16 protein-coding genes and 1 riboswitch are annotated in these 16,680 nt (G+C 73.5%); of the genes, 9 read left to right on the top strand and 7 right to left on the bottom strand.

The genetic code is table 11. The annotated features are described in order from the left end of the window. The first annotated feature begins 36 nt into the window (after window positions 1-36). The 5 genes from ASE15_RS02115 (at window position 37) to pgi (ending at window position 5,990) form a co-directional block, all read left to right on the top strand. Window positions 37-303, top strand: coding sequence for a GlsB/YeaQ/YmgE family stress response membrane protein (locus ASE15_RS02115; protein ID WP_056644819.1), 267 nt, complete (start codon window positions 37-39; stop codon window positions 301-303). A 154-nt stretch (window positions 304-457) separates the two neighbouring features. Continuing rightward, a complete protein-coding gene (locus ASE15_RS02120) occupies window positions 458-1,591 on the top strand; it encodes a GNAT family N-acetyltransferase (RefSeq protein WP_157277097.1) in 1,134 nt (377 codons plus the stop codon). Further along, window positions 1,588-2,766 carry a GNAT family N-acetyltransferase gene (locus tag ASE15_RS02125; protein WP_056644814.1) on the top strand — a complete coding sequence of 393 codons (1,179 nt, stop codon included), beginning with the start codon at window positions 1,588-1,590 and terminating at the stop codon, window positions 2,764-2,766. The genes ASE15_RS02120 and ASE15_RS02125 overlap by 4 nt, the downstream gene beginning before the upstream one ends. 64 nt (window positions 2,767-2,830) lie before the next feature. Beyond that, window positions 2,831-4,057: a GNAT family N-acetyltransferase gene (locus ASE15_RS02130; protein ID WP_056760900.1), complete on the top strand. Its 1,227-nt coding sequence runs from the start codon at window positions 2,831-2,833 to the stop codon at window positions 4,055-4,057. A 226-nt stretch (window positions 4,058-4,283) separates the two neighbouring features. Then, a complete protein-coding gene (gene pgi / locus ASE15_RS02135) occupies window positions 4,284-5,990 on the top strand; it encodes a glucose-6-phosphate isomerase (protein ID WP_200955867.1) in 1,707 nt (568 codons plus the stop codon). A gap of 90 nt (window positions 5,991-6,080) precedes the next feature. On the opposite strand, the gene ASE15_RS02140 is transcribed toward pgi, so the two are convergent. Continuing rightward, window positions 6,081-6,695 carry a dihydrofolate reductase family protein gene (locus ASE15_RS02140; RefSeq protein ID WP_056644805.1) on the bottom strand — a complete coding sequence of 205 codons (615 nt, stop codon included), beginning with the start codon at window positions 6,693-6,695 and terminating at the stop codon, window positions 6,081-6,083. Window positions 6,696-6,835: 140 nt separating this feature from the next. Next, complete coding sequence (locus ASE15_RS02145; RefSeq protein WP_056644803.1) at window positions 6,836-7,273, bottom strand: DUF6069 family protein; 438 nt, start codon at window positions 7,271-7,273, stop codon at window positions 6,836-6,838. A gap of 186 nt (window positions 7,274-7,459) precedes the next feature. Between ASE15_RS02145 and ASE15_RS02150 the strand changes: the two genes are divergently transcribed. Both ASE15_RS02150 and ASE15_RS02155 read left to right on the top strand, forming a co-directional pair. Continuing rightward, a complete protein-coding gene (locus tag ASE15_RS02150) occupies window positions 7,460-8,653 on the top strand; it encodes a sensor histidine kinase (protein WP_056760904.1) in 1,194 nt (397 codons plus the stop codon). Then, the gene (locus tag ASE15_RS02155; protein WP_056761433.1) at window positions 8,650-9,303 is read left to right on the top strand and encodes a response regulator transcription factor; all 654 of its coding nucleotides are present in this window, start codon (window positions 8,650-8,652) and stop codon (window positions 9,301-9,303) included. Before ASE15_RS02150 ends, ASE15_RS02155 begins: the two co-directional genes overlap by 4 nt. 42 nt (window positions 9,304-9,345) lie before the next feature. Here the strand turns inward: ASE15_RS02155 and ASE15_RS02160 are convergent, their stop codons facing one another. The 4 genes from ASE15_RS02160 to ASE15_RS02175 form a co-directional block, all read right to left on the bottom strand. Continuing rightward, complete coding sequence (locus tag ASE15_RS02160; RefSeq protein WP_056760907.1) at window positions 9,346-9,672, bottom strand: DUF4235 domain-containing protein; 327 nt, start codon at window positions 9,670-9,672, stop codon at window positions 9,346-9,348. Window positions 9,673-9,757: 85 nt separating this feature from the next. Further along, window positions 9,758-11,059 carry an ABC transporter ATP-binding protein gene (locus ASE15_RS02165; protein WP_082618109.1) on the bottom strand — a complete coding sequence of 434 codons (1,302 nt, stop codon included), beginning with the start codon at window positions 11,057-11,059 and terminating at the stop codon, window positions 9,758-9,760. Then, on the bottom strand, window positions 11,059-12,756 hold the full coding sequence (locus tag ASE15_RS02170) for an iron ABC transporter permease (RefSeq protein ID WP_056761439.1): 1,698 nt from the start codon (window positions 12,754-12,756) through the stop codon (window positions 11,059-11,061). Before ASE15_RS02170 ends, ASE15_RS02165 begins: the two co-directional genes overlap by 1 nt. Before the next feature lie 5 nt (window positions 12,757-12,761). Further along, entirely contained in the window at window positions 12,762-13,853 is a 1,092-nt protein-coding gene (locus ASE15_RS02175; protein ID WP_056760910.1) for a thiamine ABC transporter substrate binding subunit, read from the bottom strand. 58 nt (window positions 13,854-13,911) lie between these two features. Continuing rightward, window positions 13,912-14,037: riboswitch (TPP riboswitch) on the bottom strand. Window positions 14,038-14,206: 169 nt separating this feature from the next. On the opposite strand from ASE15_RS02175, the gene ASE15_RS02180 reads away from it, so the two are divergent. Beyond that, window positions 14,207-14,476 (top strand): DUF4235 domain-containing protein, encoded by a 270-nt coding sequence (locus ASE15_RS02180; RefSeq protein ID WP_056644793.1) that lies wholly within the window; start codon window positions 14,207-14,209, stop codon window positions 14,474-14,476. A gap of 67 nt (window positions 14,477-14,543) precedes the next feature. Next, window positions 14,544-15,965 carry a serine hydrolase gene (locus ASE15_RS02185; protein WP_082608369.1) on the top strand — a complete coding sequence of 474 codons (1,422 nt, stop codon included), beginning with the start codon at window positions 14,544-14,546 and terminating at the stop codon, window positions 15,963-15,965. 80 nt (window positions 15,966-16,045) lie between these two features. On the opposite strand, the gene ASE15_RS02190 is transcribed toward ASE15_RS02185, so the two are convergent. Beyond that, a complete protein-coding gene (locus ASE15_RS02190) occupies window positions 16,046-16,483 on the bottom strand; it encodes a YdeI/OmpD-associated family protein (protein WP_056644786.1) in 438 nt (145 codons plus the stop codon). Between the last annotated feature and the right edge of the window lie 197 nt (window positions 16,484-16,680).

A 16,680-nucleotide genomic window follows, 5' to 3' on the forward strand; every position in this document is an offset into this window, starting at 1 on the left:
CACCGTCCGGGTCGTCGCCCGGAGAACGGAGTGGCTATGTGGATTCTGTCCTGGATCGTCATCGGCCTCATCATGGGAGCCATCGCTCGCGCCATCATGCCTGGTAGGGCAAGTGGAGGCTGGGTCGTGACGCTGATCGTCGGCGTCGTCGGGGCGTTCGTCGGTGGATTCATCGGCAGGGCTTTCGGCTCCGACCCCAACCAGGAGTTCTGGTCCTTCTCGACCTGGTTCTGGGCCTTCATCGGTTCGCTCGTCGTGCTGCTCATCTGGGGCCTGATCTCGGGCCGCAGGTCGAAGGCCTGACGCTCGCTCCGCCGTCGGGCACCTGGCGGCTCCCCGCGGCGCACCGCAACACCCCGGACGGCCCGGCCCCTCGACGGGCCGGGCCGTCCGGCGACGCGGACACACCCCTCGAAATACCGTGGACCGCTCCCACCCCGCGGAGGACGCTGGGACCATGAGCTCCCCCACCGAGTCGACGGCGACCTGGCGCGTCCTCGAGGCCCCGCACCCCACGAGCCTCGACGCCCCCGACGCCTGGGCCTACCTCGGCATCGCCCAGGTCGAGGCCGAGGTCACGACCGAGGCCCACGGCTACGACGACCTCGCCGACGAGGCGCGCGACGTCCTCGCCGGGATGAACAGCCAGCGGTACACGACCAAGCAGCGCGTCGTCGCCGTCCGCTCGGACGCCCCCGGGACCCCGCGGCCGCAGGACGTGCTCGGCCACCTGGCCGTCGCCCTGCCGACCAGCAGCAACACGCACCTGGGCGAGCTGTCCGTGCAGGTCCGACCCGCGCACCGACGCCACGGGATCGGGAGCGCACTGTGGGAGACGGGCGAGAAGATCCTCGTCGACGCGGGCCGGACAGTCCTGTTCACGGACACCCAGCACGGCACCGAGCCGCCGCCCGGACCGGGCGCCCTCGAGGCACGCACGGGCGCCGGGCGCGTCCCTGCGGACGCCCCCGGGCCGCGCTTCGTCGCGAGCAAGGGCTACGCCCTCGAGCAGGTCGAGCGGCACTCGGTCCTGCCGCTGCCCGTCGACCCCGCGTTGCTCGACCGCCTGCGGGCAGGCGCGGTCGTGGCAGCCGGCCCCGACTACCGCACGCTCGTGTGGGAGGACGACGTCCCCCCGGACCGGCGCGAGCAGGTCGGGACGCTGTTCACGCGCATGAGCACCGACGCCCCGGTGGGCGACATCGACTTCCGCGAGGACCCGTGGGACGCGCAGCGCGTGGGCGTCTGGGTCGACGAGCTGCTCGGCAAGGGGCACGGGCTGCTCATGACGGTCGCCGAGCACGTCCCGACCGGCACGCTCGCCGCGTTCTCGGTCTTCGCCTACCCCAAGGACCGCACCGCGTTCGCTTTCCAGGAGGACACCCTGGTGCTGCGCGAGCACCGCGGCCACCGCCTCGGGATGCTCGTCAAGGTCGTGAACCTCGACGAGCTCGCCGTGCGCCGGCCCGCGACCGAACGTATCCACACCTGGAACGCCGAGGAGAACGACCACATGCTCGCGATCAACATCGACCTGGGCTTCACGCCTGCCGGCGGCTACGCGGGCTGGCAGAAGCGGGTGGGCGCGTGAGCGGCCCGTCGCAGACCGCGATCCCTGCGGAGGACCAGGTCTCCGGCCCGACGGCGTGGCGCGTCCTGCGCGTGCCGGTCCCGGACTCGCTCGACGCACCCGAGGCGTGGGGCGTGCACGGCACCGTCCGTGTGGGAGAGGCCGTCGACCGGGAGATCCACGGGCACACCGACCTCGCGCTGGACGCCGCGACCACGCTCGTCAGCATGACGGCCCAGCAGGAGTACAAGAAGACCGTCCGGCTCGTCGCGGTGGCCTACGGCGCCCGTGGCGGCGAACCGGACCGGACCCCGGCGGCGAGCGACGTCGTCGGGCGCGGCATGGTGGGCCTTCCCCAGAAGGGGAACACGCACGTCGCGATCGTGTACGCCGGGGTCGACCCCGACCACCGTGGCCAAGGCGTGGGTACAGCGCTCTGGGAGGAGGGCCTGCGCATCGCGCGGGAGGCCGGACGCACCGTGATCCTGTCGGACTCGTCGCACTCGCCCGAACCCCCGGCGGGGCCCGGCGCGCTCGAGTCGCCGACCGGGAGCGGACGCGTCCCGCTCGACGACCCGGGCACCCGCTTCGCGCTCTCTCGCGGGTTCTCGCTCGAGCAGGTCATGCGGCACTCGGCGATCTCGCTGCCTCCTCGCCAGGACGTCGTGGCCCGGTTGCGCGAGGCTGCCCGTGCCGCGGCCGCCGACCGGTACCGGGTCCACCTCTGGCAGGACACGGTCCCGGAGGACTGGATCGACGAGTTCGCCGTGCTCGAGACCCGCATGAGCACCGACGCCCCCTCGGGCGGGCTCGACCTCGAGGAGGACCCGTGGGACGCGGACCGCGTCCGCGCGGCCTCCCGGTCGTTCGCCGACCGAGGGCAGGGGTATCTCATCGCGGTCGCCGAGCACGTCGCGACCGGACGGCTGGCCGGGTTCTCGATGGTCTCCTACCCGCACGACCGGCCCGAGGTCGTCGTCCAGGAGGACACCCTGGTGCTGCGGGAGCACCGGGGCCACCAGCTCGGGATGCTCGTCAAGATCGCGGTGCTCGACGAGCTCGCGCGCGTGCGGCCCTCGTCGCGGCGCATCCACACCTGGAACGCGCAGGAGAACCGGCACATGCTCGCGATCAACGAGGCGCTCGGTTTCGAGGTCGCGAGCGTCGACGCGGAGTGGCAGCTGCGGCTCGCCTGACCGACGGGGCGATGTGTCGTTATTGTCTGGCCCGCGCGGACCTGGTCGCGCAAGAGTAGGGCACATGACGAGCACCGAGACCTCCCCCAGGGCCGCGGCCCCCGCAGGCACGACCTGGCGCGCGGTCGACGCCCCTCCCGTCCCGCCCACGCTCGAGCACCCCGACATCTGGGCGTACCAGGCGTACAGCGAGATCGAGCACGACGTGCAGCTCGCGACCTGGGGCTGGACCGACTGGTGGGCTCCCCTGCCCGTGATCCACGGGGCGCTCCAGCAGCAGGAGTACCAGCGCAAGGTCCTGGTCGTCGCGCTCCCCGGAGAAACTCCTGGAGGGGCTCCGGGGACGGCCGACGCCGCCGGCGGCGGCGACGGACCCGGCGACGGCGGGCCGCTCACCCCTGACACCCCGGCCCCCCGCGACGTGGGCGGTGCCGCGATCGTCAACCTCGCGACCGTGAGCAACACGCACCTCGCGTACGTCACGCTCATGGTGCGCCCCGGGCTCGAGGGCCAGGGCATCGGCAACACCCTCCTGGCACGGGTCGAGGAGATCGCGCGCGCCGCGGACCGGACCACGGTCATCACCTTCAGCAACCACTCTCCCGAGCCGTCCCCCGGTCCCGACGCCCTCGACGCACCGACGGGCGCGGGCCGCGTGCCCGTCGCGTCACGCCCGGCACGTTTCGCGCTCGGGCGGGGCTTCACGCTCGAGCAGGTCGAGCGCGCCTCGGTGCTGAGGCTCCCGGTCGACCCCACCCTGCTCGACGCGCTCGGCGCGCAGTCCACCGAGGCGGCCGGCGACGACTACCGGCTGCACACCTGGTGGGACGAGGTGCCCACAGCGTGGGAGGACCAGGTCGCGGTCCTGTGGACGCGCATGAGCACCGACATCCCCAACGCGGGCCTCGACGTCGCGGAGAGCCGCTGGGACGCCGCACGCGTCCGCAGCCACCTGCGCGACCTCGCCGGCCGGCACCAGCACGTGCTGATCACGGTCGCCGAGCACGCACCCACGGGCACGCTCGCGGCCTTCTCGGTGCTGCAGATGCCCGTCCCCGACGTGCCCTTCGCGTTCCAGGAGGACACGCTCGTGCTGCGCGAGCACCGTGGCCACCGGCTCGGGATGCTCGTCAAGGTCGCCAACCTGCGCGCCTACGAGGATCGACGACCCGGCGAACGCCGCATCAACACGTGGAACGCCCAGGAGAACGAGCACATGCTCGCGATCAACGTCGCGCTCGGCTTCGAGCCCGTCGGGGTCGCGGCCGTCTGGCAGAAGCGCCTCGACTGACGGTCCTGCGGCTGTCGCAGACCCTGCCGCCCGCGCGCGGCGACGGGCGCACCCGGCGGACGATCCGCCGTCGGGCGCGCCCGACTGTCCGGCACCGCACCTCACAACCGCTCGCACCGTGAGCCACCAGGACAACCCCGCAGGTCGCAGCCTACGGTTGTCGGGTCCGGCCAAGACCCGGGCGACCCCCGAAGACCCCCACCGACCAGGGAGCAGCGAGACCATCGTGAGCACTGCGAGCACACCGCCGATCGACGCCACCACCACTCCCTCCTGGGCCGACCTCACGGCACACCAGGCCGCACTGAACCCGGACCTGCGCGCATGGTTCGCCCAGGACCCGGGCCGCGCCGCGCGCCTCACGTTCGACGCCGCGGACCTCCACGTCGACCTGTCGAAGAACCTCGTGACCGACGAGACGATCGCGCTCCTCGTGCGCCTCGCACAGGACGTCGACCTCGCCGGACGCCGCGACGCCATGTTCCGCGGCGACCACATCAACGTGACCGAGGACCGCGCCGTGCTGCACACCGCGCTGCGGCGTCCGTCCGGAGCCTCGCCGGCGCTGACGGTCGACGGCCAGGACGTGGACGCCGACGTGCACCGCGAGCTCGCCAAGGTCTACGCGTTCGCGGAGAAGGTCCGCTCGGGCGAGTGGACGGGCGTCACGGGCGAGCGCGTGCGCACGGTCGTGAACATCGGTATCGGCGGCTCGGACCTGGGCCCCGTCATGGCCTACGAGGCCCTGCTGCCCTACAAGGCCGAGGACCTCGACGTCCGGTTCGTGTCCAACATCGACCCGACCGACGTCGCCGAGAAGACCGCGGGCCTCGACCCGCGCACCACGCTGTTCATCGTCGCGTCCAAGACGTTCGGGACGCTCGAGACCCTGACCAACGCACGCCTCGCGCGCGACTGGCTCTGGACCGAGCTCGCGGCGGTCGACGCTCTCGACGACTCGGACGAGGCCCGGACGGCCGCGGTCGGCAAGCACTTCGTCGCGGTCTCCACGGCCCTCGACAAGGTCGCCGCGTTCGGGATCGACCCCGCCAACGCGTTCGGCTTCTGGGACTGGGTCGGCGGGCGCTACTCGGTCGACTCGGCGATCGGGACGTCGCTCGCGATCGCGATCGGCCCGGCGCGCTTCGAGGAGTTCCTCGCAGGCTTCCACGCGATCGACGAGCACTTCCGCACCACCCCGATCGAGCAGAACGTGCCCGCGCTCATGGGCCTGCTCAACGTGTGGAACGTCAACTTCCTCGGGGCGCACACGCACGCGGTGCTCCCCTACGCGCAGTACCTGCACCGCTTCCCCGCGTACCTGCAGCAGCTGACCATGGAGTCCAACGGCAAGTCGGTGCGCTGGGACGGGTCCCCCGTCACGACCGAGACCGGCGAGGTCTTCTGGGGCGAGCCGGGCACCAACGGCCAGCACGCGTTCTACCAGCTCATCCACCAGGGCACGCGTCTGGTCCCCGCGGACTTCATCGCCGTCGCGAACCCCGCGCACCCGCTCGTCGACACCGCGGCGGGCGACGAGCCCGTCGACGTGCACTCGCTGTTCCTCGCGAACTTCTTCGCGCAGACCAAGGCCCTCGCGTTCGGCAAGACCGCCGACGAGGTCCGGGCCGAGGGGACCGCGGAGGACCTCGTGAGCGCCCGCGTGTTCTCGGGAAACCGCCCCACGACGTCGATCCTCGCGCCCGCGCTCACGCCCTCGGTGCTGGGCCAGCTCATCGCGCTCTACGAGCACATCACGTTCGTCCAGGGCGTCGTGTGGGGCATCGACTCGTTCGACCAGTGGGGCGTCGAGCTCGGCAAGAAGCTCGCGAACGAGATCGCCCCGGCGGTCACGGGCGACGCCACCGCGCTGGCTGCGCAGGACCCGTCGACGCAGGCGCTCATCGGGTGGTACCTCGAGCAGCGGAGCTGACGCTCGGACTGCTGGTGCCGAGCACGAGGTTGCGGTCGTTCTGATGCCCAGAACGACCGCAACCTCGTGCTCGGCACCCCTCCAGCAGGCTCAGGCCTCGCCCGGCACGTGCTCCTTGGCCTCGTCGTACCCCTCGCTCCCGGGCAGCTCGGCCGGCCCGTAGACCAGGTGGACCACGCCCGTGGGGAAGACCTCGGAGCGCAGCAGCCGCAGGGGGTAGATCGTGTCGCCCTCGTCGAAGAGCCGTTCGCCCTTGCGGGCCGCGACAGGGTGGACCAGGAGGCTCAGCTCGTCCACGAGCCCGGCCGCGAGGAGCTGGCGGACCACCGAGATCGACCCCGCGACCAGGACCTTGGCGATGCCCGGAGTCTCCTTGAGCGTGGTCACGGCCTCGACCAGGTCACCGTCGATCCTCTCGACGTTGCGCCAGCCGAGGTCCGCGTCGCCCCGGGTCGCGACGACCTTGCGCAGGTCGCCGAGCCGCTTGGCGAACACCGCGTCCTCCTCGCCGGCCTCCTCGCGGCCGGGCCAGGCACCCGCGAAGCTGTCGTACGTGACGCGGCCCAGCAGCAGGGTGTCGACGCCCGTGTAGTCCTCGTCGACCGCGGCGCCCATGTGCTCGTCGAAGTACGGGAAGTGCCACGTCGGGTCGATCTCGACGACGCCGTCGAGCGAGCTGAACAAGGTGGAGACGAGCTTCGCCATGATGAGGTCCCTTCGGGGGTCTGCGGGTACGTCTGCTGAGACCGGGCGACGCTGCCGAACTCATCGGTCCCTGCCTCCCACCGTGGCACGCACCCCGGCGCGTTGCGCGCGCGGGGGGCGTGCCGTCGGGCCACGTGGGCTCAGCGCCGCAGGCCCAGCGCGACCACGGCCCCGACCGTGACGTGGAGAGCGGCCAGGAGCACGGTCGCGGACACGCCCGCCGCACCCAGCGGTCCGAGCAGGGACACCAGGAGCACGACGCCGCAGGTCACCATCCAGGTCCGCTCACCTGCGGTCCTCCCGGCCCGCGGCGTGCCGAACCGTCGGAGCACCGCACGGACACCCCAGCCCGCGAGACCGACGAGCAGCGAGGTGACGATCACGGAGACCGGTCCGATCACCGTGTCACCGGCTCCGCCCCGCACGACGGCCTCGACGCCGAGCGCCGTCCCGGCTCCCCACACGACCACCCCTGCCGCCGCGGCGAGCAGCGGCACGCTCCATCCGGGCACCTTCCTCGTGCGCCCCTGGCCCGTGCGCTCGGCCGCCCCGCTCGTTGCTGTCCGGTACGCGTCCATGACGTCTCCCTCCGATCGATCGGGCCCCGTCCGGGCCCGCGCCGACCCCTCGGCCGACGTCCCCACCGTGTCTCCCGGGCCTCCCTCGCCGGACCCTCCCGACGGCTCGCCCCTCACGACCGACGGCCCGCTCCCCCCTCCGAAAGTCGGTGGTGACGGCAGCGCGCCCGTTCCTAGGGTGGCGGCATGAACAGCTACCCGAACGAGAAATGCTCTCCGCCGCGGGCCCCTTCCCGGGGCGTGCTGACCGGGGCCGTGCTCGCCGTCGGCGCCCTCACCGCCCTGATGCTGTGGGGAGCCCTGCCGGGCGAGCCCGGGCCGCGCGTCGTGCTGGACGTCGTCGTCGGACTGGTCGCTGTGGCCCTCAGCCCGCTCCTGTGGTGGACACCCCGCGGGCGTCGGGGCGGCGCGGGGGCGGCGCTCGGCGACCCCGTGGTGCCGGCCCTCGTGCTGGCGGCACTTGCAGCCCTGTCCCCCGCGGCGACGCCCGCATCCACCGTCGCGACGCTCGAGGTCGCCCGCCGTCGGCCCCTGCGTGTCGCGGTGCTCGTCGCTGCGGCGGGCTTCGCGGGCCACGCGGTCCAGGCGCTGTGGCGCCCGACGGGCCTCCCGCTCGGCTGGTGGCTGCTGTGCGACGCCGCGGTGCACGCCGCACTCGTCGGCTGGGGGGCGTTCGCCCAGGCCAAGGCTCAGGTCGTCGTCGACCTGCGCGAGCGGGCACGGCGGGCCGAGCGTGAGCAGGAGCTGCGCGTGCGGGAGGCCCGCGCCGCGGAGCGCACGCGGATCGCCCGGGAGATGCACGACACGCTCGCGCACCGGCTGTCGCTGCTCGCGACCGTCGCGGGGGCGCTCGAGTTCCGGCCCGACTCCCCGCCCGAGGAGGTCGCCCGTGCCGCCGGCCTGGTCCGGGAGGGCGTGAGCGCCGCTCTCGAGGAGCTGCGGGACGTGGTGGGCGTGCTGCGCGCAGAGCCCGACGCCCTGCGCCCGGCTCCCGGGCCTGCCGACGTGGCCCGGCTCGTCGACGAGTCCCGGCTCGCGGGCGTCGCGGTCGACTGGGAGCTGGACGGCGACCTCACCGCGGTCCCGGCCACCGTGCAGGCAGCGACCTTCCGCGCGGTCCAGGAAGGACTGACCAACGCCCGACGGCACGCTCCCGGCAGCGCGGTCCGCGTCGCGGTCGTGGTCGTGCCGGGCGAGGTCCGGGTCGACGTGTCCGACGACGGCCCCTCCCCCGGGCACGCGCCCTCGCTCCAGGGGACGGGGACCGGGCTCGTCGGGCTCCGCGAGCGGGCCGGGCTGCTGCGCGGCGAGGTGCTCGCCGGGCCGCTCCCGGAGGGTGCCGGGTTCCGGCTCACGGTGTCGCTACCGTGGGGCTCATGACCGGACCCGTACGGATCGCCATCGTCGACGACGACGCCCTGGTGCGGTCCGGCCTGCGCATGATGCTGCACGGCACGCTGGGCATCGAGGTGGTCGGCGAGGCCGCCGACGGCGCGGAGGTCCCTGGCCTCCTCGACGCCCACCCCCTCGACGTGGTCCTCATGGACCTGCGGATGCCGCGGGTCGACGGGATCACCGCGACCGCCAGGGTGCGCGCCCGGACGAACCCGCCCGCCGTCGTCGTGCTCACGACGTTCGACACCGAGGACGAGGTGCTCGGAGCGCTCCGCGCCGGCGCCGCCGGCTACCTCCTCAAGGACATGCCTCCGGCCCGGATCGCGGCAGCGGTCCTCGCGGCTGCGGCCGGCGAACCGGTGCTGTCCCCCGACGTCGCGCGGCGGCTCATGGCCTCGGCCGCCTCGGTCGGCGAGGCGCGGGCACGGGCGCGGGCGTCGCTCGACCGGCTGACCGGGAGGGAGCGTGACGTCGCGCTCGCCGTCGGGCGCGGCGCGAGCAACGCCGAGGTCGGGCGCGAGCTCTACCTCAGCGTGCCGACCGTCAAGGCGCACGTGTCGAGCGTCCTGGACAAGCTGGGGCTCGAGAACCGGACGCAGCTCGCCGTGCTGGTGCGGGACGCCGGGGGCGCGTGAGCCGTCGTCCAGGCGTGCTCCGGGCCGACGCGCCGGGGTGGCTCAGTCCCCCGGCCACTCCCCCGTCCACTTCTGGAAGGCACGCGCCCCGCCACGGTCGATCAGGGCCTTGACCCCGGAGAACACCGCGCCCTGGATCAGTGCGGCGATCAGGATCTCGCGCAGCGGGTACTCCGACTGCAGTGGCGTAGGTGCGTCCTTGCGGTGGCCAGGAGACACCCGCTTGTAGACCTGCTTGAAGACCTGGCCCGCGACCAGGCCGCCGATGATCGAGCTGATCAGCCCGAACGGCCGGTACAGGATCTTCGCGGCCTTGCCGTCGTGCTCCTCGGTACGGTCGGTCACGTGGTCGATCGTGGCGTCGCTCATGCTTCGACGCTAACGCGGGGGACGGGCGGTCGCAGGGTGGGGGGTGCCGATACCGGGTGCCTGTCGGCACACCACGTCCGCCGGGCTACGAGTCCGCCGGCACCACCGCACAGCCCGCGAGGTCGAGCGCGACCCGGACCCGCTCCCCCGGTGCGGGGGCGAACGAGTGGTGCGTGGCGCCGTCGGGCACGGGTGTCGCCGACGGCATGCCGAGCGCGACCACGCGCTGCGGGCCGGCCCCCAGGTCGACGTCGACCGTGACCTCGGTGCGTCCGCGCCGGAAGGCGCTGCGGACGACCGTGCCGTTCGCGGACCATGCCCTGGATGCGTTGTCAGAACCACCCCGGTCCATACCCCGACCACGTTCTGACAACTCATCCGTGGCGTGGGCACCGGGCACGAGCACGAGCCCTGTCGGGCCGATCGCGAGCAGCTCACCACCCGCCGCCGAGGAGTTGTCAGAACCACCCCGCGGCATACCCCGGCCACGTTCTGACAACCGATCAGCCCCACGAGCCGCCTCGGAGCCCCCCACAGATCCCCCCACCGACCCCAGCGCCACGAACGCCTGGTACCCGAGGAACTCCGCGACCCGCCGCGACGCGGGAGCGCGCCACAGGTCCTCGGGCGCCGCGACCTGGAGCAGCCGCCCAGCGTCCATGACGGCCACGCGGTCGGCGACGGTGAAGGCCTCGTCGTGGTCGTGCGTCACGAACAGCGCGGTGGTCCCGGTCGCGACGAGCGCCGCGCGCAGGTCGCCTGCGAGCCGGTCGCGCAGCCCCCGGTCGAGCGCCGACAACGGCTCGTCGAGCAGGAGGAGCTGCGGCTCGGGTGCCAGGGCGCGCGCGAGCGCGACGCGCTGGCGCTCGCCACCGCTCAGCGTCGCGACGGGCCGCTGCGCGTACCCGGCGAGCCCGACGACGTCGAGCAGCTCGGCCACCCTGCCCGCCGCCGCGGACCGCTTGAGGCCCGCCATCTGGAGGCCGAACGCCACGTTCCCCGCGACGTCCCGGTGCGGGAAGAGCTGCCCCTCCTGGAACATGAGCCCGAACCCGCGCCGGTGCACGGGCACGCCCGCGAGGTCGCGCCCGTCCCACGCGATGCTCCCGCCCGCGACGGGCTCGAGCCCCGCGACGGCGCGCAGGAGGCTCGACTTGCCGCAGCCGCTCGGCCCCAGCAGGGCGAGCACCTCGCCCGGCGCGAGGTCGAGGCTCACTCCGCGCACGGCCGTGGTCCCGGGGCCCTTCGAGGAGGCCGGGTCGGGGTAGTGCACGACGACGTCGCGCACCGCGAGCCCTCGGCCCGCCGTGCTCCCGCTCGGGTCGTGCGGCACGTGCGGCTCAGCCGAGCCGTCCGTCGTTCGCTCCACCACCGTGGCTCCGTCCATCAGAACTCTCCTGCCGAGCGGTCGCCGCGCAGGCGTTCCGCCACCATCATGACCGTTGCCGTGAGGACCGCGAGGACGACGCTCGCGGCCAGTGCCATGCCGTAGTTCTCCGCCCCGGGCCGGCCGATGAGCCGGAAGATGACCACGGGGAGCGTGGCCGCGTCGGGCCGGGCCAGGAACGACGTCGCCCCGAACTCGCCGAGCGACACCGCGAACGCGAACCCGATCGCGAGACCCAGGGACCGGGCCGCGATGGGGCCGTCGACCGCGGCGAACACGCGAGCGGGCGACGCCCCGAGCGTCGCTGCGGCCTCGCGCAGCCGCGGGTCGATCGCGCGCAGCACGGGCAGCACGGTCCGGACCACGAGCGGGATCGCGACGACCGCCTGCGCGATGGGCACGAGCAACCCCGAGGTCCGCAGGTCCACGTCGATCCCGAGCGGCTTGTCGAGCGTGATGAGGAACCCGAACCCGACCGTCACGGCCGAGACGCCGAGCGGGAGCATGAAGACCGAGTCGAGCGCGCTGATCGCCCGACGACCCGTGCGCGACCGAGGCCGTCGCGAGACGACGAGCGCGACGAGCCCGCCGATCACGACCGCGAGCAGCGTCGCGATCGCGGCGGTCCGCACCGAGTTGGCCGTGGCCTCCCACACGGTCACGCTCAGGGCGTTGCGGCCGCCGGTCGTGCCGAGGTTCGCGTAGTTCGCGAGGCTCCAGCCGTCGGGGGTCTGGAACGAGCGCACGAGGAGGTTGACGAGCGGCAGGGCGATCAGGCCCAGCACGACGACGGCGGTCACCGCGAGCGGGACCGCGTCGGCCCGCAGGCGCAGCGGCCGGGCCGCGGACGTCGCCGCGGAGAGGTTGAGCGCGCGCTCGCGCCGGGCGCGGGTCCGGTTGGCCACGCTCAGCGCGACCACCACGACCACGAGCTGCACGACCGAGAGCACCGCGGCCGCGCGCAGGTCGAGGAACTGGGTCGTCTGGATCCAGATCTCGGTCTCGATGGTCCCATACTGGACCCCGCCCAGGACGAGCACGACACCGAACGCCGTGGCACAGAACAGGAACACGATCGACGCGGCCGACGCGATGGCCGGGGCCAGCGACGGCAGCGTCACGGACCGGAACGCCCGCCAGGGCGAGGCCCCCAGGGCGCGGGCCGCCTCCTCGGCACGCGGGTCGAGGTGCTCCCAGAGCCCGCCGACGGTCCGGACCACGACCGAGTAGTTGAAGAAGACGAGGGCCAGGACGATCGCCCCGAACGTCCCGTCGAGCCGCAGGAACCCGAGCAGCCCGCCCTCGACCAGCAGGGAGCGGAACGCCACTCCCACCACGACGGTCGGCAGCACGAACGGCACCGTCACGAACGCCCGCAGGAACGTGCGCCCCCGGAACCGGCACCGGTAGAGCACGTACGCGCCGGGCACGCCGAGCAGCACCGAGATCACGGTGCCGAGCACGCCCTGCCACAGCGTCAGCCCGATGATCCGCCAGGTCCGCGGCTCGGAGAACACCTCGGCGAAGCCGGAGAGGTCGAGGGAGCCGTTGGTGACGAACCCGCGCGCGATCAGCGTCACGACGGGCCACGCGAAGAACACCCCGAGGAAGAGCAGCGGCAGCCCGGCGGCGAGCCCCCACAGGAGGACCCGCCCGCCGCGCTGCACGGCCGCGGGCAGGCCGCGGCTCACGGGCATCGTGCTCAGCCGATCACCGTCGACGTCCACGCCTTGATCCACTCGTCGCGGTGGGCCGTGATGTCGGCGGGGGCGACCTCGAAGGGCGACGGGGACAGGGGCGCGAACTCGGCCCAGCCCTCGGGCAGCTCGGTGTCCGCGTCCGCCGGGTACATGTACATGTTGTCGGCGATGTCGGCCTGGAACGCGTCGCTCACGAGGAAGTCGACGAGCTTCTTGGCGCCCTCGGGGTTCTTGGCCCCGGCCAGCACGCCCGTGTACTCGACCTGGCGGAAGCACGTGTCGAGCAGCGCGCCCGTGGTGGTCTCGGTACCGTCCTCGGTGACCGTGAACGCGGGCGACGTCGAGTAGGACAGCACGAGGGGGCGTGGGCCCTTGCCCTCGGAGCCGGAGAAGTCGACGTAGTAGGCGTCGGACCACCCGTCGGCGACCTTGACGCCGTTGTCCTTGAGCTTGCTCCAGTAGCCCTCCCAGCCGTCCTCGCCGTAGGCGCCGACGGTCGCGAGCAGGAACGACAGCCCGGGCGACGAGGTCGCGGGGTTGGTCACGACGAGCAGGTCCTTGTACGCGGGCTCGGTCAGGTCGTCGAGCGTCGTGGGCTCGGGGATCCCCGCGGCCGAGAACCAGGCGCGGTCGACGTTGACGCAGACGTCGCCGAGGTCCACGGGGGTGAGCTCGCCGTCGCCCACGGCGTACTGGGTCGCCGAGTCGGCGAGGCCCGAGGGCGTGTAGGGCTCGAGCACGCCCTCGTCGATCGCGCGGGTCGCGAACGAGTTGTCGATGCCGAACACGACGTCGCCGAGCGGCGCGTCCTTGGTCAGGATGAGCTGGTTGACGAGCGCTCCGCCGTCGCCGGGAGCGACCTGCTTGACGGTCAGCCCGGACTCCTTCTCGAACGCGGCGAGGACGTCCTCGCTCACGTTGAAGGAGTCGTGCGTGACGAGCGTGACGGTGCTCGCCTCGGCGCTCGACGAGGTGTCGCCCGCGCCCGTGTCGGTCGTGCCGGCACAGGCCGTGAGGGCCAGCGCGCTGAGCCCGCCGACGAGGCCGAGGCCGATCGTGCGGGCGGTGCCGCGGCGGGTACTGATGGTGTTCATGTGTCCTCCTTGGACGTCACAGGAGGGGGACCTCGCGCACGGGAGGTCCCGTGAGCGAGGCTGGAGAAGCCCGACTTCCTCCACCGGTGCTAACCGGATCAGGTTCGAGGGTCTGCGGTGGTCCGCACTCTCAGCGCCTGTTGCCCGTTGTCTCCGGGCGGTCGGCGCTCCCCTGTCGTTCACCTGCGACTTTACACCGCGGTCCGACGGCGCAGGCAGGGGTCCGGCGTGTGGTCTCGCCCGGGGCGCGCCCCGCCCCGGGCGACGGCTACGGTGGGACCTGAGCTCCGCCGTCGGGCACCTTCACGACGCGCGGCGCGCCCCGCCCGCCTCACCCTCACCTGGAGGTCCACATGGCCGAGAACGAGCAGACCCTCACCGAGAAGGTCGCGACCGTCGCCCTGACGCTGGCCGCGGGCTGGGTCGCGCAGAAGGTCGTGAGCTTCGCGTGGGCCAAGGCCACGGGGCACGACGCCCCCAAGGACCTGGACGACCCCGAGGTCAGCATCATCAGCGCCGTCACCTTCGCCGCGGCCGCTGCGGCCGCGAGCGTGTTCGCCCGCCGTTTCGCGGGGCGCGAGGCCAAGCGCGTCGTGACGCGGCTCGCGGCCCGCGCGTCCTGAGGTCGGGGTCGGGCGGCTCCGGCGGGTCAGCGCCCGCCGCGTCACGGATGTTCCGTAGGGTGTCTCGATGCCCTCCTCTCCTGCCGCCCGACGCCGTCGCTCACCCCTCGTAGGAGGCCTCCTCGTCGTGGGGCTCGCACTGACCGGGTGCTCGTCGTCCGGGAACGGCTCCGAGGTGTCGCCCTCGCCGAGCGTGGCCCCGACCGCGGTCGCGCTGCCGGGCGGCACGGTCGGCAAGGCGGCCGCCTGGGTGCTCGAGGTGCTCAACGCGGACGCGTCCCCCGATGCCGCGACGCTCGATCGGCGGTTCGCCCGGACGTTCCTGGACCAGGTGCCCGCCGCCCAGCTCGTGCCCGTGCTGGACCAGCTCCGCGCGGACCGGGAATGGGTGCCGGTCTCGGTCGACGTCGTCGACGCGGGCGAGAAGCAGGCCGCGCTGACGATCGTCGGGGCGAGCGGGCAGTTCTTCACGATGCAGATCGGTGTCGACGCGGACAGCCGCATCGAGACCCTGTTCTTCGGCCCGGGCGACGACCCGCACCGCGAGCCCGCGGCGAGCTGGGACGAGCTGGGCGAACGCCTCGACGCCGTGGACGCGCAGAGCTCGCTGCTCGTGGCCCAGGTCCTGGACAACGGGACGTGCCAGGCGGTCGAGGAGGCTCCCGGCGGCTCGGACCCGGACGAGGTGCTGCCGCTCGGCTCGATCTTCAAGCTCTACGTGCTGGGCGCGGTGTCGCAGGCCGTCGAGGCCGGGACGCTGACCTGGGACGACGAGCTGACCGTGACCGACGACGTGCGGTCCCTGCCCTCGGGGCAGCTCCAGGACGCGCCCACGGGCACCGCGGTCACGGTGCGCGAGGCGGCCGAGCTCATGATCTCGATCAGCGACAACACCGCGACCGACCTGCTGGTCCAGGCCGTGGGGCGTGACGCCGTCGAACGCGCGCAGGCCACGCTGGGGCACGCCGACCCGTCGCTCAACACCCCGTTCCTCACGACCCGCGACGCGTTCGCGATCGCCTGGGGCTCGCCGTCGCAGGCCACCGGGTGGGCGGCGGCCGACACCGCGGGACGGCGCGCGATGCTCGACGCGCTGCCCGGCGGGCCCCTCGCCGTCGACCCCGCGGGAGTGACCACGCCCGTGTGGCAGGACGACGTCGACTGGTTCGCGACGTCGTCGGACCTGTGCGCCGCGCACGTCTGGTTGCACGACCGCGGCGAGCAGGACCCCGTGGTGCGCGAGGTGCTCTCGGCCAACCCCGGCATCGAGGTCGACACGACGGCGTGGCCCTACGTCGCGTTCAAGGGTGGCAGCGCGCCCGGCGTCCTGGCGGGCTCGTGGCTCGCGGAGGACGCCGCGGGCGACACGTACGTCGTGACCGTGCAGCTCGCGGCCACGGACCCGGCCGTGCTCGCGAACCCGATGGTGCTGGTCGACACCGCGGAGAGCGCGTTCGCGCTGCTGGGTGGGGCGGCGGGCTCGAAGTAGGGCGAGCTGCGCGAGGCCCCCGGGGACCGGGGCTGACCGTCGTCCTGCCCCGGCCCTGCCCGGGATCTCCGTCGTGGGGCCTACGCGCCGGGAGCCAGCTCCGCGACGGCCTTGTCGATCCGCCGCTGCCGGGTCTCGGGGGTCTTGGCGGCCTCGATCGGCTCGACCAGCGCGCGCCGGCGGCTGAACGACAGCCCGTCGAACGCCGCACGCGCCTCGGCCGTGAGCGCTGCCGCGAGGTCGTCGGGCACGGTGACCTCACGCGGTGCGTCGTCGACCTCGATCTCGACGTCCACCTCGTCGCCGCCCGATACCCCGGCGGCCTCCCTGTTCTCCGCGCTGAGCGCGATCATGAACCGCCCCTGGTACGGCGCGACCGAGCTGCGGTAGGTGTGCCCGCCGAGCGTGACGCGCACCGGGACGCGCTTGCCCGCGTCGAGCGCGGCGACCACGTCGTCGGGCACGGGGATGCCGGTGGCCGTCTTGCCGCTCTGGAGGATCGTCGTCCGGAATCGCATGGGCCGAGTTTTCCACCGGCCCGACGACGTCGCGCGCCGACCGCTCGACGCTCGCCCCGCCGTCGGGCCGGGTGGGGCCGCCGGGGGCGGGGACGCCTGGGCCGAGGTAGAACATGCTGCGCGAGGTAGAACGCACCGCGCACTACCTCGCGCAGCACGTTCTACCTCGCGGTCACCTGGTCACGCCGTCGCCCCCG

The sequence above is a fragment of the Oerskovia sp. Root22 genome (assembly GCF_001429135.1).
Taxonomy (GTDB): domain Bacteria; phylum Actinomycetota; class Actinomycetes; order Actinomycetales; family Cellulomonadaceae; genus Oerskovia; species Oerskovia enterophila.

What these genes read in the sequence shown, in the direction of transcription:
- ASE15_RS02190 (WP_056644786.1), bottom strand. Translation starts at nt 16,483, where the DNA reads ATGCGATTCCGGACGACGATCCTCCAGAGCGGCAAGACGGCCACCGGC.
- ASE15_RS02155 (WP_056761433.1), top strand. Translation starts at nt 8,650, where the DNA reads ATGACCGGACCCGTACGGATCGCCATCGTCGACGACGACGCCCTGGTG.
- ASE15_RS02180 (WP_056644793.1), top strand. Translation starts at nt 14,207, where the DNA reads ATGGCCGAGAACGAGCAGACCCTCACCGAGAAGGTCGCGACCGTCGCC.
- ASE15_RS02150 (WP_056760904.1), top strand. Translation starts at nt 7,460, where the DNA reads ATGAACAGCTACCCGAACGAGAAATGCTCTCCGCCGCGGGCCCCTTCC.
- ASE15_RS02175 (WP_056760910.1), bottom strand. Translation starts at nt 13,853, where the DNA reads ATGAACACCATCAGTACCCGCCGCGGCACCGCCCGCACGATCGGCCTC.
- ASE15_RS02165 (WP_082618109.1), bottom strand. Translation starts at nt 11,059, where the DNA reads ATGGACGGAGCCACGGTGGTGGAGCGAACGACGGACGGCTCGGCTGAG.
- ASE15_RS02120 (WP_157277097.1), top strand. Translation starts at nt 458, where the DNA reads ATGAGCTCCCCCACCGAGTCGACGGCGACCTGGCGCGTCCTCGAGGCC.
- ASE15_RS02130 (WP_056760900.1), top strand. Translation starts at nt 2,831, where the DNA reads ATGACGAGCACCGAGACCTCCCCCAGGGCCGCGGCCCCCGCAGGCACG.
- ASE15_RS02115 (WP_056644819.1), top strand. Translation starts at nt 37, where the DNA reads ATGTGGATTCTGTCCTGGATCGTCATCGGCCTCATCATGGGAGCCATC.
- ASE15_RS02145 (WP_056644803.1), bottom strand. Translation starts at nt 7,273, where the DNA reads ATGGACGCGTACCGGACAGCAACGAGCGGGGCGGCCGAGCGCACGGGC.
- ASE15_RS02170 (WP_056761439.1), bottom strand. Translation starts at nt 12,756, where the DNA reads ATGCCCGTGAGCCGCGGCCTGCCCGCGGCCGTGCAGCGCGGCGGGCGG.
- ASE15_RS02140 (WP_056644805.1), bottom strand. Translation starts at nt 6,695, where the DNA reads ATGGCGAAGCTCGTCTCCACCTTGTTCAGCTCGCTCGACGGCGTCGTC.
- ASE15_RS02160 (WP_056760907.1), bottom strand. Translation starts at nt 9,672, where the DNA reads ATGAGCGACGCCACGATCGACCACGTGACCGACCGTACCGAGGAGCAC.
- ASE15_RS02185 (WP_082608369.1), top strand. Translation starts at nt 14,544, where the DNA reads ATGCCCTCCTCTCCTGCCGCCCGACGCCGTCGCTCACCCCTCGTAGGA.